Origin of the sequence: Nocardioides aequoreus (assembly GCF_000720335.1) — a bacterium.
In the GTDB taxonomy this organism is placed as follows: Bacteria; Actinomycetota; Actinomycetes; order Propionibacteriales; family Nocardioidaceae; genus Marmoricola; species Marmoricola aequoreus.
In genome coordinates, this window is sequence record NZ_JOJN01000003.1 from 300,821 (window position 1) to 314,828 (window position 14,008).

Consider the following 14,008-nt stretch of genomic DNA (forward strand, 5'->3'; position numbering starts at 1 on the left):
CGGTGACGTCCGCGACTTGGCCCGCCCCCACGGCGACCCGTAGCGTCCTCGGCATGGACTCCCGCAGCACAGGCGCCCGCGTGGAGGTACGCGGGCTCACCAAGCGCTTCGGCGGCTTCACCGCCGTCGACGACCTCACCTTCACCGTCGAGCCCGGCCGCATCACCGGCTTCCTGGGGCCCAACGGCGCCGGCAAGACGACCACGCTGCGGATGGCGCTCGGGCTGGTGCGACCGACCTCGGGCGACGTGCTCATCGACGGTCAGGCGTACGCCGACCTCGTCTCGCCGCTCTCGGTGGTCGGGGCGGCGCTCGAGGCGACCAACTTCCACCCCGGGCGCTCGGGGCGCGACCACCTGCGGGTGCTCGCCACGACCGCCGGCATCCCCACGAGCCGGGTCGACGAGATGCTCGAGCTGACCGGGATCCCGGCCTTCGCCCGCCGCCGGGCGGGGGCCTACTCGATGGGCATGCGGCAGCGGCTCGCCCTCGCCGCGGCCCTGCTCGGCGACCCCCGCGTGCTGGTGCTCGACGAGCCCGCCAACGGCCTCGACCCGGAGGGCATCCGCTGGCTGCGGGGCTTCCTGCGGATGCTGAGCCGCGAGCACGGCAAGACCGTCCTGGTCTCCAGCCACCTGCTCCAGGAGGTGTCGCAGACCGCCGACGACGTCGTCATCCTCGCCAACGGACGGCTCGTCCGGGAGGGCACCATGGCCGACCTCCAGGGAGAGCCGTCGGTGCTCGTCCGCACCTCCGACGCCTCGGCGCTCGCCGAGGCCCTCAACGCGCGCGAGCTCGCCGTCGAGCCGGGGGGCGACGGCGGGCTCGTGGTGCGCACGGCCGACCCGCGGGTGGTCGGCGACGTCGCGCTGGCCGCCGGGCTGCCCGTGTGGGAGCTGACGCCGCAGCGGGCCGACCTCGAGCAGCTCTTCTTCTCCCTCACCGAGGGCACCAACCGCAACCTCGGCCCCGTCGCCGGGGCCACCCGGGAAGGAGCCGCGTGATGACCGGCGCGATCAGGGCCGAGCTGCTGAAGTTCTTCACCACCCGGCTGTGGTGGGGGATGGCGATCGGCATCTTCCTGGCCGGGGCGGCCTTCGCGCTGCTCTTCGGGCTGCTCTTCACCGGGGCCTTCGGCGAGGAGTCGATGCAGGGCATGCCGACCGGCGACGCCACGCAGGTCGCCAACAGCGTCTACACCGGCGGGCTGAGCATCGGCTACCTGCTGATGCTGACGATCGGCGTGATCCAGATCGGCTCGGAGTACCGCCACCACACCATCACCTCGACCTTCCTGGCCCAGCCCCACCGGCTCCGGGTGATCGCCGCCAAGGTCGTCGCGCTGCTGGCGATCGGCGCGGGCTACGGCCTGGTGAGCCTGGCTGGATCGGTGCTCGTCGGGGCCCTGGTGCTGACGGCCCGTGGTGAGGAGGCCTTCCCCTCCGGCGACGTCGCGCGCACCCTGGCGCTGAGCCTGCTCGTGCTCGGCCTGTGGGCGCTGATCGGGCTCGGCGTCGGCATCCTGATCCCCAACCAGGTCGCGGCCCTGCTGATCGGGGTCGGTGTGGCCTGGATCGTCGAGCCGCTGCTCGGGCTGGCGCTGCGCGCCTTCGAGTTCGGCCGGGAGAACCTCGCGCCGTACATGCCCTCGGAGGCGACCAACGCCATCATCGACGCCGTGCAGCAGAGCCCGGACCAGCAGCGTCTGGAGTGGTGGGCGGCCGCCCTCACGCTGACCGCCTGGGCCGCGGTGCTGGCCGGCGCCGGCTCCGTGCTCACCGCCCGCCGCGACGTCAGCTGACCCTCCCGCGCGCACGCCGGGTCAGGCGTGGGGGGCGCTCGCGCCGAGGGTGGTGAGGTGCCAGTCGTCGAGGAGGTCCTGCTCCTCGGCGCGGGCGAGGCCGGTGACCTGGCCCCGACCGGCGGGGGTGCGCAGCCAGGCGAGGGTGTCGGCGGCGGTCTCGGCCACCGGGCGGGTCCGCAGGCCCGCCTCGAAGGTCGCGCAGACGTCGTGGGTCAGCATGCCGCCCATCTCCTCGGGCAGCCACAGCGGCAGCGACCGCGGACCCGCCCACGGCTCCACCTGGTGGCGGCGCAGGAAGCCGGGGTGGGCCCAGAAGAGCCGGGCGTCGCTCCCGACCCCCTCGGCGACGGCCTCGAGCAGCTCGCCCATGGTGGTGATCCAGCCGGTCGCGTCGAGCACCCCGGTGCGCTGCTGCTCGGCGCAGTCGACCAGCCACGCGGCGAGGTCGCGGACGTCGAGCACCTGGACGTCGCGCTCGGGCGCGCCGGGGGCGAGCACGTCGCCCCCCTCCGCGAGCCGGTCGGGCCAGTAGGAGAAGCGGCCGCTGGGGTCGCCGGGACCCACGAGGAGCCCGGGTCGGACCACCAGCGAGGACGCCGCCCGCTCCCGGACGAGCTGCTCGCACGCGACCTTGTGGCCGCCGTAGGTCTCCGGCGTCGTCTCGACGTCCTCCTGCCACAGCGGCTCGAGCAGCGGCAGCGTCTCGGGGCTGCCGTGGGGCGTGGCGTGGTCGGCGTACACGCTGATCGAGGAGACCAGCAGCCAGTACGCCGCCCGCTCGCCGAGCGCGTCGAGCGCGGCGGAGACCCACGAGGGGGTGCGGGCGACGTCGACCACGGCGTCGAAGTCGCCCTCGAGGACCGACCAGTCGGGGTCGGTGCGGTCGAGCCGGGCCAGCCGGGCGCCCTCGGGCACCTCGCCCGACGTGCCGCGTGCCGCGCACGTCACGTCGTGGCCGCGGCGCACTGCCTCCGCGGCGACCTCGTGGGAGAGGAAGACCGTGCCTCCGAGCACCAAGAGCCTCATGGCCCCACCCTCTCCTGCAGGCGACGCGCAGCCAACCACCCGTAGCGGACACCGGTACGCCCTAGGGTGCAGCAGTGACCAGAGTGACAGGTGTGGTGCCCGGAGTCGTGCCGAGCGTGCTCCTCGGCCTCGTGCTGGCGCTGCTGCCCGCGTGGGCCACCGCCACCGCGGAGGCCGCCGCGCCGAGCCACCGGGCGGTGCTCGTCTTCGCCAAGAACCACGACGACCCCTTCGACTCGCGGCTCGTCTGGAGTCTCTACGAGCGCCGCGGGGCCGAGGAGCGGCTCGTCGAGCGGCGCGACTGGCGCGCCGGCGCCGGACTCCCGGCCAGGGGTGGCAAGGACCCCTGCGTCCGCTCGGTCGGCTGGCCGCCCGACGGCAGCTACCGGCTCACCTACCACCGCGACTACGGCGGCAACGCGATCAAGGGCCGCGCCTTCCGGATGGACGACAAGGCCTGCCGCGACGGCACGGTGCGCCGGAGCCTCTTCATCCACACCGAGCAGGGGGCCGGGAGCCGCCAGTGCGCCGACCGGCCGGGCGACCAGCTCTGCCGCTGGGAGTGGCCGCGGATCAACGACTACAAGTCCAACGGCTGCCTGAAGATGTCGCCCGGCGACCTGCGCGAGCTGGCCGGTCTCTTCGAGCGCCGCTTCAGCGCCGGCGTGCACCCCCCGCTCTCGCGCGTCGACCTGCAGGTGCGCACCGTGCGACCCCGCTGGATCAGCCAGCACTGAGGTCGGGCGCCAGGGCCTTGGCCATCATCGAGACCAGGTGGCCGCCCGACTCCCGCTGCCCCACCTCGACGTAGCCGCGACCGCGGTGGAAGGCCAGCGACGCCTCGTTGGGCGGCTCGAGGTTGACCTCGAGGCAGAGCACCGGCCGGCCGCAGTCGCGCTCGAGCTCGTCGTAGACGGCGCTGGCCACGCCCTGGCGCCGCGTGTGCGGAGCGAGCACGATGCGGTCGAGGTAGTGCAGGTCGTCGTACCGGGCGCCGAACCAGGCGAAGTTCTCCCCGTCGTACGCCGACCCCGTCGCGAAGGTGAGCACGAAGCCGGCGAAGCCGCCGTCGAGCTCCACCACGAGGGCGCGGTCGGACCAGGCCACCAGGCGCTGCAGCCGCTCCTCGTCGATCGGCGACAGCAGCTCGACGAAGTCGGCGTTGAGGGCGAGCACCTCGGCGTGGTCGTCGGGGACCATCGGCCGGGTGCGGGTCACGCCCACGGCTCGGCCCCGGCGTGCTCGACGGCGAGCGCCCACAGCCGGGCGCGCAGCTCGCGGTCGCGGGCGGTGCGCGGCGGGTTGACGATGCGCGCCGTCGTACCCAGCCCGAGCGCACCGCCGAGCCCGACGACCGTCGAGCCCGGGAGGTCGGCCGTGGCCGCCATCAGCACCGGGTGGTGCGCGACCTCGCCCCGCTGGCCGACGGCCCGGGCGGCGGCGTCGAGGATGCTCGGACCGCGGCCGCGGCGCACCTGCTCGGCGCGTCCGAGCGGACCGGAGACGTCGAGCCCGGCGACGGCGGCCAGGCTGCGCAGCCCGGCGCCGGCGTCCCGGGCGCGCGCGTCGAGCTCGAGGGCGAGCAGCAGCGTCGCGAGCGCGGCCTCCGACGGCCCGCCCCAGCCCGTGCGCCGCAGCATCCCCTCCTCGTCGAGCTCGGCCGAGACCTCGCGCGCCAGCCGGTAGGAGGGCGGCACCACGCTGACCACGCGCCCGAGCAGGTCGTGCAGCCGGGCGACCAGCAGGAAGGGTCCCCAGGCGCGCGCCACCAGGGCGACCTCCTCGCCGTCGGACGTCGTCGCGCCGCGCTCGCGCCCCGCGTCGTGCAGCACCAGCAGGTCGAGGCCCTCGAGCGCGACGCTGCGCGCGTGCGCCGCCGCGTCGCGCACCGAGTCGAGGTCGGCCAGGTCGAGCGGCACCGCGACGGGTCGCGCGGCACCGGCGGCGTCGACGCGGCGCACGGCGTCACCGAGGGCGTCGAGGTCGTGGTCGGCGAGGAGCAGCTCGGCGCCGCGACCGGCGAGCGCCAGCGCGGTCTCGCGGCCGAGCGCGCTGCCCGCGCCCGTGACCAGGGCGCGGCGGCCGGTGAGGTCGGGCAGGTCGTCGGGCGACCACGGCGTGCTCATGGGGTGCTCACGGGGTGACCGCCAGCGAGGCGAGCAGGCGTGCGGCGAGCTCGCGGTCGCCCTCGACCTCCGGCGCCGTCGCCTCGGGTGGCCGCCGGCCCGCCGCGAGCACGACGTAGTCCTCGGTGGTCAGCCGGACCGTGGTCGCCGGGACGGCGTCCTCGTCGAAGCGGGCGCGGCCGTCGTCGCCCACCACGGCCGTGACGCCGAGGCCGGCCTGAGGCAGCTCGAGCCGCACGCCGCGACCGACCTCGGGCGCCACCCGCTTGCCCACGACCATCGGCAGCCCGGCGACCAGCACGCTGAGCGTGTGCCGCGCGGGGGCGCCGTCGAGACCGCCGGGGCGTCCGAGCGCACGCCGGATGTCCTGCTCGTGCAGCCAGACGTCGAAGGGTCGGTTGCGCAGCACCGTGCCGGTGTCCCACCCGACGCCGCCGGGCGTGCGCGGGGGTGGGGCGCTCGCGTCGGTGGGCGGGTCGGCGCGGAGGGCGGCGTACCGGGTGGTGACCGCCTCGCGCAGCTCCTCGACGAGCTCGGGCAGCAGCCGCCCGCGGCGCGCGAGCACGCCCGCCTCGGTGTAGTACTGCATCGGCCGCTGCAGGTGCGGGGCTTCGGGCACCTCGACGTCGTGCTCGGGCGCCCCGGCCAGCACGGCCTCGAGGTGGGCGAGGTGGGCGAGGTTGTCGGCGACGTTCCACCCCGGGAGGTCGGTAGCGACCAGGCCGTCGGAGGGATCGAGGTCGGCGACCAGGGTGGTGAGGTCGTCGACCGCCAGCAGCCACACCTCGACCAGTCGCCACAGCCTCTGCGCATCATCGCTCATGGGGGCCAAGGTAGGCCGGGACGCACGACGACCCGCCTCCGGGCGGGGGCGGGTCGTGGTGCGGCGGTCTGGCGGAGCCGCCGGTGCGTCGTCAGGTGCCGTCGACGCGGCGCTCCTCGACGTGGGTGTGGGTGCTGGAGTGACGCTGCTTGTTCATCACCATCGCCAGCACGATCGCCAGCACGCCGACGATCACGAAGATCCACCCCAGCGTGTCGGACGCGACGGCGTTCTCGATGCTGGCAGGGAGCGAGACCGCGCCGAGGGCCAGGATGAGGCCGATCAGCAGCAGCACGACTCCGAGTCCGATGCCCATGGCAGGCCCCTTTTCGCTCGACTAGCGCGCTAGTGCCCCGAGCCGCCGCAATCCATGCGCCGGTGCGCGGCGGCCCCGGCTCCCACGTGGGAGCCGGGGCCGTCGGGCGTGGTGCGGGGTGCCTCTAGAAGGCCGCCTCGTCGAGGTCCATCACCGAGAGGTCGGTGGCCTCGAGGATCGCCCGCTCGGCGGTCAGCTTGGGCAGGTTGTGCTGGGCGAAGAACTGCGCGGCGGCGACCTTGCCCTCGTAGAAGCGCTGGTCCTGCGGCGAGGCGCCCTCGTCGAGCCGGCGCAGCGCCACCTCGGCCCCGCGCAGCAGCAGCCACGAGCAGACCACGTCACCCAGGGCCATGAGCAGGCGCGAGGTGTTGAGGCCGACCTTGTAGATGTTGCGCACGTCGCCGCCCTCGGCGCCGGGGTCGGCGCTCATCAGCATCTCGATCATCGAGCCGACCATGGCCTGGGCGTCCTCGAGCGCGGTCGCCAGCAGGGCACGCTCGTTCTTCAGCCGGCCGTTGCCCGCCTCGCTGGCCAGGAAGGCCTCGATCTCGCCGGCGAGGTGCCCCAGGGCCTTCGCCTGGTCCTTGACGATCTTGCGGAAGAAGAAGTCCTGGCCCTGGATCGCCGTGGTGCCCTCGTAGAGGGTGTCGATCTTGGCGTCCCGGACGTACTGCTCGATCGGGTACTCCTGCAGGAAGCCCGAGCCGCCGAAGGTCTGCAGCGACTCCGTGCCGAGCAGGGTCCACGAGCGCTCCGAGCCGTAGCCCTTGACGATCGGGAGCAGCAGGTCGTTGACCCGCATTGCGAGCTCGTCGGTCTCGCCGCGGTGCTCGGCCAGCTGCACCCGGTCCTGCCAGGAGGCGGTGTAGAGCACCAGCGAGCGCATCGCCTCGGCGAAGGACTTCTGCACCATCAGCGAGCGGCGGACGTCGGGGTGGTGGGTGACGGTGACGCGCGGTGCGGTCTTGTCGGACGCCTGGGTCAGGTCGGCGCCCTGGACGCGCGTCTTGGCGTAGTCGAGCGCGTTGAGGTAGCCGGCGGAGAGCGTCGCGATCGCCTTGGTGCCGACCATCATCCGGGCGTTCTCGATCACCTGGAACATCTGCGCGATGCCGTGGTGCACCTCGCCGAGCAGCCAGCCGCGGGCCTGCTCCCCGCCACCGACGGACGGGTCGCCGAAGGTGACCTCGCAGGTGTTGGAGACCTTGATGCCCATCTTGTGCTCGACGTTGGTGACGTAGACGCCGTTGCGCTCACCGGTCGGCTCGCCGGTCTCCACGTCGAAGTGGTGCTTGGGGACGATGAAGAGCGAGAGCCCCTTCGTGCCCGGACCGCCCACGCCCTCGACGCCCACGGGACGCGCCAGCACCAGGTGGATGATGTTGTCGGAGAGGTCGCTCTCGCCCGAGGTGATGAAGCGCTTGACGCCCGTGATGCTCCAGGTGCCGTCGTCGTTGGGCGTGGCCTTGGTGCGGCCGGCGCCGACGTCGGAGCCGGCGTCGGGCTCGGTGAGCACCATCGTGGTCGTCCACTGCCGGTCGATGATGTGCTGCGCGATCTGCTTGTCGCGGTCGTTGCCGTTGCGGTGCACGATGCCCGCGAAGGCCGGCCCGGCGCCGTACATCCAGATGGGGGCGTTGGCGCCGAGCACCATCTCGCCGAGCGCCCAGACCAGCGACGCCGGCGCGGGCGTGCCGCCGAGCTCCTCGCTGACCTGGAGCCGCCAGTACTCGGCGTCCATCCAGGCGCGGTAGCTCTTCTTGAACGACGGGGTGACCGGCGCGGTGTGCGTGGCGGGGTCGAAGACCGGGGGGTGGCGGTCGCTGTCCTCGTAGGACGCCGCGAGGTCCTCGCGCGCCAGCCGCTCGACCTCGACGAGGATCGAGCGAGCCGTCTCGCCGTCGATGGCCTCGAAGGGACCCTGCCCGAGCACGTCGTCGCGGCCGAGCACCTCGAAGAGGTTGAACTCGATGTCGCGCATGTTGGTCTTGTAGTGGCTCACGGCCGACCTCTCTGACGAAGGGGGAAGTGGGGCGGTGGGTGGCTACTGACGGGTTCTACCTGTCGGTAACATCCAAGTATCCAGACGGATCGTCCACCACGCAAGGGAATCCGCCGTTTCGAGGCCCTGCTCACTCGATCGCGTGGGCCGCCGTGGCCGCCGCCTGCGCGTCGACACGCGGGGTCTCTGACAGACTTCGGGGCATGCGCGTCTCCGCCAAGGCCGACTACGCCCTCCGGGCGCTGATCGAGATCGCGGTGCGCGACGACGGTCGCCCGGTCAGCGCCGAGGAGCTCGGCCGGCTGCAGGACATCCCGCACGGCTTCCTGCAGGCGATCCTGGCCGACCTGCGCCGGGCCGGCATCGTGGTCAGCCAGCGCGGCCAGTCCGGAGGGTGGCGGATGGCCGCCCGCCCGGCGGACGTCAGCGTCGCCGACGTGATCCGCGCCGTCGACGGGCCGCTGGTCAGCGTCTACGGCCTGCGTCCCGAGGCGGTCTCCTACAACGAGGCCGCCGAGGTGCTCCAGCTGGTCTGGATCGCCGCGCGCTCGTCGCTGCGCGAGGTCTTCGAGACCGTGACGATCGAGTCGCTGGCCGCCCGCGAGCTGCCCCCCGAGGTGGCCGCGCGCACCGAGGACAAGGACGCCTGGCAGCCCCGCTGAGGGTCGCCGACTTTCAACAGTTCTGACGATGTGCCGGGGTCGGTGCGGGCGGCAGGGTGAGCCTCGCCGCCGACGCCTCCAGCGTGTCGGGGCGATCCCCCTTCACGCTCGAGGAGAACCAGCCATGAAGAAGCTCGTCGTCGTCCCCGTCGTCGCGGTCGTCGCCGCTGTCGGCGCCGCCTCCGCTGCCGGCTTCGCCGGTGGCGTCAGCGCCGGTCCGCTGCAGGTCGGCCAGACCGACGACCTGGAGTGCGCCACCAGCGCCAAGGTCATCGAGTGGGGGTACGACGACGGTCAGGTCCAGGCCGACTTCCCCTCCGTCGTCAACGTGCGGGTCCAGCTCGAGGGCGCCCAGTGCTCCAACCAGGCCGTCAACGTGATCCAGATCGACGAGGACGGCAACCAGTCGGGACCGCGCGCCAGCGGTCGCATCCCGCAGCAGGACGCCGGCAAGCAGACCGTGCGCTTGAAGTTCGACAAGCCGGTCGACGCGGAGAAGCTGGACAACATCCGCATCTCCATCGACCCCGGCTTCAACGGTCAGGGCTACGGCACCATCGGCTGACGTACCGGTGGGGACGGCGCCCAGCGCTCCGTCCCCACCGTCGTCGTCCACCGCTCCTGACCGACCCCGGAGGTCCCCGTGTCCCGCCGCGTGCGCCGCACCCTCGCCAACTTCGGCGTCGTCGCGCTCCTCGGCGCGTGGTTCGTGACCTTCGCGCCGACCGCCTTCGGCGGGCCCGCGGCGTACATCGAGGTGCAGGGCCACAGCATGGACGGCACCTACGCCACCGGTGACCTCGTGGTCACCCGCGAGCAGGACACCTACGCCGTCGGCGACATCGTGGCCTTCCGGGCGGGGCAGGGGCAGGTGATCCACCGGATCACCGGCGGCGACGGGGAGGGCGGCTACACGCTCCAGGGAGACAACAACCCCGACCCCGACCCGTGGCACCCGACCGACGGCGACGTCGTCGGCGCCGCCTGGCTGCACCTGGAGCAGAAGGCGTGGCTGCTGCACCTGCCGCGCGAGCCGTGGTTCGCCGGGCTGACCGCCGGGCTGCTCACCCTCCTCGTGCTCGGGTGGGACGCCCGACCGCGGCGTGGCGACGCCGTCCGCGCCGACGGGAGCGCCGAGACCGACGTCGAGCCGCTGCCCGCGCCACCGGCGCCGATCGTGGTCCCGGCCCAGCGCCGCGGCGACACCGCTCCCGGAGCCGTGCCGCCGTCCACCCGCCGCCGGCTGCGGGCCGTCGAGCCGGGTCTCAGACCGGCCGGCGACCCCTCCGACGACCTGCCCGGTGGTGGCCGGTGAGACGCGTCGTGCTCTGGCTCGTCGTGCTCGCGGCGGTGCTCGGGACCGGCCTGGCGCTGCGGCCCGCGGCGGCCGCCCGGCTCGAGGTGAGCGCGGCACCGCTGCAGACCTGGACGCAGTCCGTCAGCCTCGACGTGGCGCCGCCACCCACCGAGCCCGAGGAGCCGGCACCGTCGGCACCACTCGGGCCAGCGGTCTCGGCGGAGGCGCCTGCTGCCGCGCCCACGACGCCGGCGACGCCCCAGCAGGCGCCGCAGGACGGCGTCACGCCTCCGGTCCCCACGCCCGCCGTCGAGCCCCCCGTCGCCCCGCCCGCCGAGCTGCCCGCCGAGCCAGCGGCGGTGCCGGCCGTCGACGAGCCCACCGTCGACGAGCCCGCCGTCGCGGAGCCGACCGCCGGCGGTTGAGGTGGCCACGCGGTCGTCGCCGGCAGGTCACGCCGATGTCACCGCGACGTACGCCGCCGGGCGCACGCTGGCGGCATGGCACGACGCACGCTGATCTGGCACCTGGGCCTGGCCGATGCCGCCCGGCCCGTCGTCCCGGCCGGGCTCGAGCACCACCGCGACGCCCTGCGCGACCTCGGCGTCGAGGTGGTGGCCGACCGTCGCGAGGCGGAGCTGGCGACCCACGAGCTGCTGCGCACCCACGAGGAGGTGGGCCTGCGACGGCGCGACGTCGAGGGGCGGTGGGCCCGGATCGCCGACCGCGTCTGGGCGCACAAGGGCGTCTCGCTGCTCTCCACGCCCCAGCTGGGCGCCGCCGACAAGGACCGGCTGCGGCTCGCCCTCGACCCGCTCGTCGGCGTCGAGGTGCACCTCGTGGTCACCGTCGAGCACCTCGCCGACCAGCTCTACGGCGCCTGGGTCGCCGACCTGCTCCGGGGCAGTCGCAGCGGCGCGCGCAAGCACGCCCGCCGCGTGGAGCTGCCGCTGCTCGAGCCCGGCGCCGGCACGGCCGCCTCGGCGCGCTTCTGGGCCGGGCACGAGCTCGGCTCCTTGCTCGCCCGGTGGGGCTGGACCATGCACGCCGACCGTCTGCACGTCGTCCCGGGGGACGTGCGGGCGCACTGGGCCGGGCTGCTCGAGGTCGCCGGGCTCGAGGCCGGGTCGCTGCCGCCCGTCGTGCCGGCGTACGTCGACCCCGCCTCGGCGGCGCTGCTGCGCGAGGTCAACCGGCGGGTCGACGAGCCGCTGCCCTACGCCGAGCGGCTGGCCCTGCTGGAGGAGTGGTCGGTCGACGACCCCGCGGCGACGCCGGCGCCGGCGTACGACGTGCGCGGCTACGCGGCGCTGGTCGACCGCTGGGCCGCCGCGGCGACGCGGGCGGGCCACGACCTGCGCGGCGACCTGGGCGGCGCCGTGCTCGCGCAGCCGGTCATCGCAACGGCGGCCCCGGGTCCGCGGGTCCGGTGGGAGGTGGCCGCCCAGGCGCTCGCCGACGTGCTGGGCGAGCAGGCCGCGCTGCGCGACCGGGTCGCCCGGCTCGAGCGCGAGGTCGAGACGCTCGACCGCAAGCGACGCACCTGGAAGCGCCGCGCGAGGGAGCAGCAGCCGCTCTCCGCGGTGTCGTGACCGGTCAGCCGAGCGGGTCGACCCGCTCGGCGAACCAGTCGACGAGCGGCCGCAGCCGGCGCCAGTCGGCCCGCACCAGGTCGAGCAGCTCCGCGGTGTGGATCACGGGCTCGAAGCCGTAGCTGCGACCCAGCGCCAGCGACTTGTGCCGCAGCAGCGCGATGCGCGGGTGGTCGGCGGGCCAGCCGCGGGGCGAGGTCTTGAGCTGCTCGCCGCTGCGCTCGAAGCCCCGGCGCTGCAGCCGGGCGAGCAGCCGCTCCAGCTCGCGCCCGGAGTGCTCGGCGTCGATCGCCGCGCGGATCCGCGCCAGGTCCGGCGGGTCGGCGTGGTAGAGCCCGGCCCCGACACGCACGCCGGGAGCGCTGACCTGGACGTACCAGCCCAGGCCCGGACCCGCGTGCACCACGGCCCCCTGGTGGGTCTTGTACGGCGTCTTGTCCTTGCGGAAGCGCACGTCGCGGTAGGGGCGGAAGATCTTGGCCTGCCCGAACTCGTCGGCCAGCGCCGCCGTGAGCGCCTCCATGGGCGCCCGCACCGCCGCGTCGTACACGTGCTTGTGCGCGGCCCAGAACGTCTTGGTGTTGTCGAGCTCGAGGTCGTCGTAGAAGTCGAGGGCGGTGACGGGGAAGCCATCGAATTCGGGGATGGAGTCGGGGATGACTCGGCGCTCCTGGGATCGGTGTTCGGTCTCGCGGTCGGGCCGGGTCACCGACGGCGGGCGCCGACGCCGCTCACTGACGCCGCTCACCGACGGCGGGCACCTCACCGGGTCTCGTCGCGGCCGTCGCGACCTCGTTCCTCGGTCGCGGGCCTTGCTCGACCTTCGGCCGCGACGGACCGGTGCTCCTTCGTCGCACAGGTCCTGCGTCCTTGAGCGGATGACGAGACTCGAACTCGCGACATCGACCTTGGGAAGGTCGCGCTCTACCAACTGAGCTACATCCGCGCGCCCGGCGTACCGGACGGAGCAGAGGCTACCCGACCTGCTGCAGCGTGGGGCGCCGGGGCGAGAGGCCGTCGCCGGAGGAGCGACCAGTGAGGCGGCGGTGCACCCAGGGGAGCGCGAAGTCGCGGGTCCAGGCGGCGTCGGCGCGGAGCCGCTCGGCCAGCGAGACCTCGGGCGGCGGCACCGGCTCGGGGGCGCGGAGGTCGTGGGCGACGCCGAGCGCGTCGAGCACACCGGCCGCGACGACGGTGTGGCCACGGGCGTTGAGGTGCATCCGGTCGGCGTCGAAGACGTCGGCCACGGGCTCGCCCCGCATCCGCCACAGGTCGACGACGGTGGCGTCGTGGCGCTCGGCGATCTCGCGGACGTGCTCGTTGAAGATCGCCATCCGGCCCCGCAGCGCGGAGTAGAGGCCGCCGCTGCCCGGGTCGTAGACGGTGAACATCGCGACGGTCGCCCCGCCGGCGCGCAGCCGCCCGATCGCCTCGTCGTACGCCGCGGCGAGGGCGTCGAGGTCGACCTTGGGCCGCAGCACGTCGTTGGCGCCGCCGTGCACCGTCACCAGGTCCGGCTCGAGCGCGAGGGCCGGCTCGAGCTGCTCCTCGATGATCGGCAGCAGCTTGCGGCCGCGGATGGCGAGGTTGGCGTAGCCGAAGGGGTCGGCGCGGGTCGCGAGCACCTCGGCGACCCGGTCGGCCCAGCCGCGCAGTCCGTGCGGCCGTGCCGGGTCGGGGTCGCCGACGCCCTCGGTGAAGGAGTCGCCGAGGGCGACGTAGCGGTGCCAGGTCATCGTGCGGGGCGTCTCAGATCGGGGTGCGGTGGAAGTTGGCGTAGGACTTCGACGGCGTCGGGCCGCGCTGGCCCTGGTAGCGCGACCCGTACTTCGCCGAGCCGTAGGGGTGCTCGGCCGGGGAGGTGAGCCGGAAGAAGCACAGCTGCCCGATCTTCATGCCGGGGTAGAGCTTGATCGGCAGCGTCGCGACGTTGGCCAGCTCGAGGGTGACGTGGCCGGAGAAGCCGGGGTCGACGAAGCCCGCGGTGGCGTGGGTGAGCAGGCCGAGGCGTCCCAGCGACGACTTGCCCTCGACCCGCGCGGCGAGGTCGTCGGGGAGGGTGACGACCTCGAAGGTCGACCCCAGGACGAACTCGCCGGGGTGCAGGATGAAGGGCTCCTCGCCCTCGGCGACGACCTCGCGGGTCAGGTCGGACTGGTCGACGGCCGGGTCGATGTGCGGGTAGCGATGGTTCTCGAAGACCCGGAAGTAGCGGTCGAGCCGGAAGTCGATCGACGAGGGCTGGATCATCGCGGGGTCGTAGGGATCCATCGCGATGCGACCCGCCTCGACCTCGGCCAGGATGTCGCGGTCGGAGAGCAGCACGGGGGTCAACCTACCCGCGGCCGCGCGGGCGCCCC

General features: G+C 74.2%; 17 protein-coding genes and 1 tRNA gene. 8 read left to right on the plus strand and 10 right to left on the minus strand.

Annotated features, from left to right (window positions below; all coding sequences use genetic code 11):
- The first annotated feature begins 53 nt into the window (after nucleotides 1–53).
- On the plus strand, nucleotides 54–1,004 hold the full coding sequence (locus IG63_RS0107865) for an ABC transporter ATP-binding protein (RefSeq protein ID WP_030483830.1): 951 nt from the start codon (nucleotides 54–56) through the stop codon (nucleotides 1,002–1,004).
- Nucleotides 1,004–1,801, plus strand: a complete 798-nt coding sequence (locus tag IG63_RS0107870; RefSeq protein WP_030483831.1) for an ABC transporter permease subunit — start codon at nucleotides 1,004–1,006, stop codon at nucleotides 1,799–1,801. Before IG63_RS0107865 ends, IG63_RS0107870 begins: the two co-directional genes overlap by 1 nt.
- Before the next feature lie 21 nt (nucleotides 1,802–1,822).
- Here IG63_RS0107870 and IG63_RS0107875 read toward each other — a convergent pair whose 3' ends face one another.
- Entirely contained in the window at nucleotides 1,823–2,830 is a 1,008-nt protein-coding gene (locus IG63_RS0107875) for an NAD-dependent epimerase/dehydratase family protein (RefSeq protein ID WP_030483832.1), read from the minus strand.
- 74 nt (nucleotides 2,831–2,904) lie between these two features.
- On the opposite strand from IG63_RS0107875, the gene IG63_RS0107880 reads away from it, so the two are divergent.
- On the plus strand, nucleotides 2,905–3,567 hold the full coding sequence (locus IG63_RS0107880) for a hypothetical protein (RefSeq protein ID WP_157210071.1): 663 nt from the start codon (nucleotides 2,905–2,907) through the stop codon (nucleotides 3,565–3,567).
- Here the strand turns inward: IG63_RS0107880 and IG63_RS0107885 are convergent.
- The 5 genes from IG63_RS0107885 to IG63_RS0107905 form a co-directional block, all read right to left on the minus strand.
- Nucleotides 3,554–4,048, minus strand: coding sequence for a GNAT family N-acetyltransferase (locus IG63_RS0107885; RefSeq protein WP_245604363.1), 495 nt, complete (start codon nucleotides 4,046–4,048; stop codon nucleotides 3,554–3,556). The two genes, IG63_RS0107880 and IG63_RS0107885, sit on opposite strands and share 14 nt — an antisense overlap.
- Nucleotides 4,045–4,956: an SDR family NAD(P)-dependent oxidoreductase gene (locus IG63_RS0107890; RefSeq protein ID WP_051706361.1), complete on the minus strand. Its 912-nt coding sequence runs from the start codon at nucleotides 4,954–4,956 to the stop codon at nucleotides 4,045–4,047. Before IG63_RS0107890 ends, IG63_RS0107885 begins: the two co-directional genes overlap by 4 nt.
- Before the next feature lie 7 nt (nucleotides 4,957–4,963).
- Entirely contained in the window at nucleotides 4,964–5,779 is an 816-nt protein-coding gene (locus IG63_RS0107895) for a maleylpyruvate isomerase family mycothiol-dependent enzyme (RefSeq protein WP_030483836.1), read from the minus strand.
- 91 nt (nucleotides 5,780–5,870) lie between these two features.
- Nucleotides 5,871–6,095: a DUF6458 family protein gene (locus IG63_RS0107900; RefSeq protein WP_051706367.1), complete on the minus strand. Its 225-nt coding sequence runs from the start codon at nucleotides 6,093–6,095 to the stop codon at nucleotides 5,871–5,873.
- 124 nt (nucleotides 6,096–6,219) lie between these two features.
- Complete coding sequence (locus IG63_RS0107905) at nucleotides 6,220–8,097, minus strand: acyl-CoA dehydrogenase (protein ID WP_030483838.1); 1,878 nt, start codon at nucleotides 8,095–8,097, stop codon at nucleotides 6,220–6,222.
- Between the two features lie 203 nt (nucleotides 8,098–8,300).
- Here IG63_RS0107905 and IG63_RS0107910 point away from each other — a divergent pair, with 203 nt between their 5' ends.
- From IG63_RS0107910 to IG63_RS0107930, 5 genes are all read left to right on the plus strand, one after another.
- Entirely contained in the window at nucleotides 8,301–8,759 is a 459-nt protein-coding gene (locus tag IG63_RS0107910; protein ID WP_030483839.1) for an RrF2 family transcriptional regulator, read from the plus strand.
- A gap of 124 nt (nucleotides 8,760–8,883) precedes the next feature.
- Complete coding sequence (locus IG63_RS0107915; RefSeq protein WP_030483840.1) at nucleotides 8,884–9,324, plus strand: hypothetical protein; 441 nt, start codon at nucleotides 8,884–8,886, stop codon at nucleotides 9,322–9,324.
- A 78-nt stretch (nucleotides 9,325–9,402) separates the two neighbouring features.
- A complete protein-coding gene (locus IG63_RS21395) occupies nucleotides 9,403–10,074 on the plus strand; it encodes a S24/S26 family peptidase (protein ID WP_030483841.1) in 672 nt (223 codons plus the stop codon).
- Nucleotides 10,071–10,481, plus strand: a complete 411-nt coding sequence (locus tag IG63_RS0107925; RefSeq protein ID WP_030483842.1) for a hypothetical protein — start codon at nucleotides 10,071–10,073, stop codon at nucleotides 10,479–10,481. The genes IG63_RS21395 and IG63_RS0107925 overlap by 4 nt, the downstream gene beginning before the upstream one ends.
- 75 nt (nucleotides 10,482–10,556) lie before the next feature.
- Nucleotides 10,557–11,648: a hypothetical protein gene (locus tag IG63_RS0107930; RefSeq protein ID WP_030483843.1), complete on the plus strand. Its 1,092-nt coding sequence runs from the start codon at nucleotides 10,557–10,559 to the stop codon at nucleotides 11,646–11,648.
- 4 nt (nucleotides 11,649–11,652) lie between these two features.
- On the opposite strand, the gene IG63_RS0107935 is transcribed toward IG63_RS0107930, so the two are convergent.
- From IG63_RS0107935 to dcd, 4 genes are all read right to left on the minus strand, one after another.
- A complete protein-coding gene (locus tag IG63_RS0107935; protein ID WP_425411773.1) occupies nucleotides 11,653–12,396 on the minus strand; it encodes a DUF2461 domain-containing protein in 744 nt (247 codons plus the stop codon).
- A 125-nt stretch (nucleotides 12,397–12,521) separates the two neighbouring features.
- Nucleotides 12,522–12,594 (minus strand) — tRNA-Gly (locus tag IG63_RS0107940).
- A 28-nt stretch (nucleotides 12,595–12,622) separates the two neighbouring features.
- A complete protein-coding gene (locus IG63_RS0107945) occupies nucleotides 12,623–13,384 on the minus strand; it encodes an SGNH/GDSL hydrolase family protein (RefSeq protein WP_030483845.1) in 762 nt (253 codons plus the stop codon).
- 13 nt (nucleotides 13,385–13,397) lie between these two features.
- Entirely contained in the window at nucleotides 13,398–13,973 is a 576-nt protein-coding gene (gene dcd, locus IG63_RS0107950) for a dCTP deaminase (RefSeq protein ID WP_030483846.1), read from the minus strand.
- Between the last annotated feature and the right edge of the window lie 35 nt (nucleotides 13,974–14,008).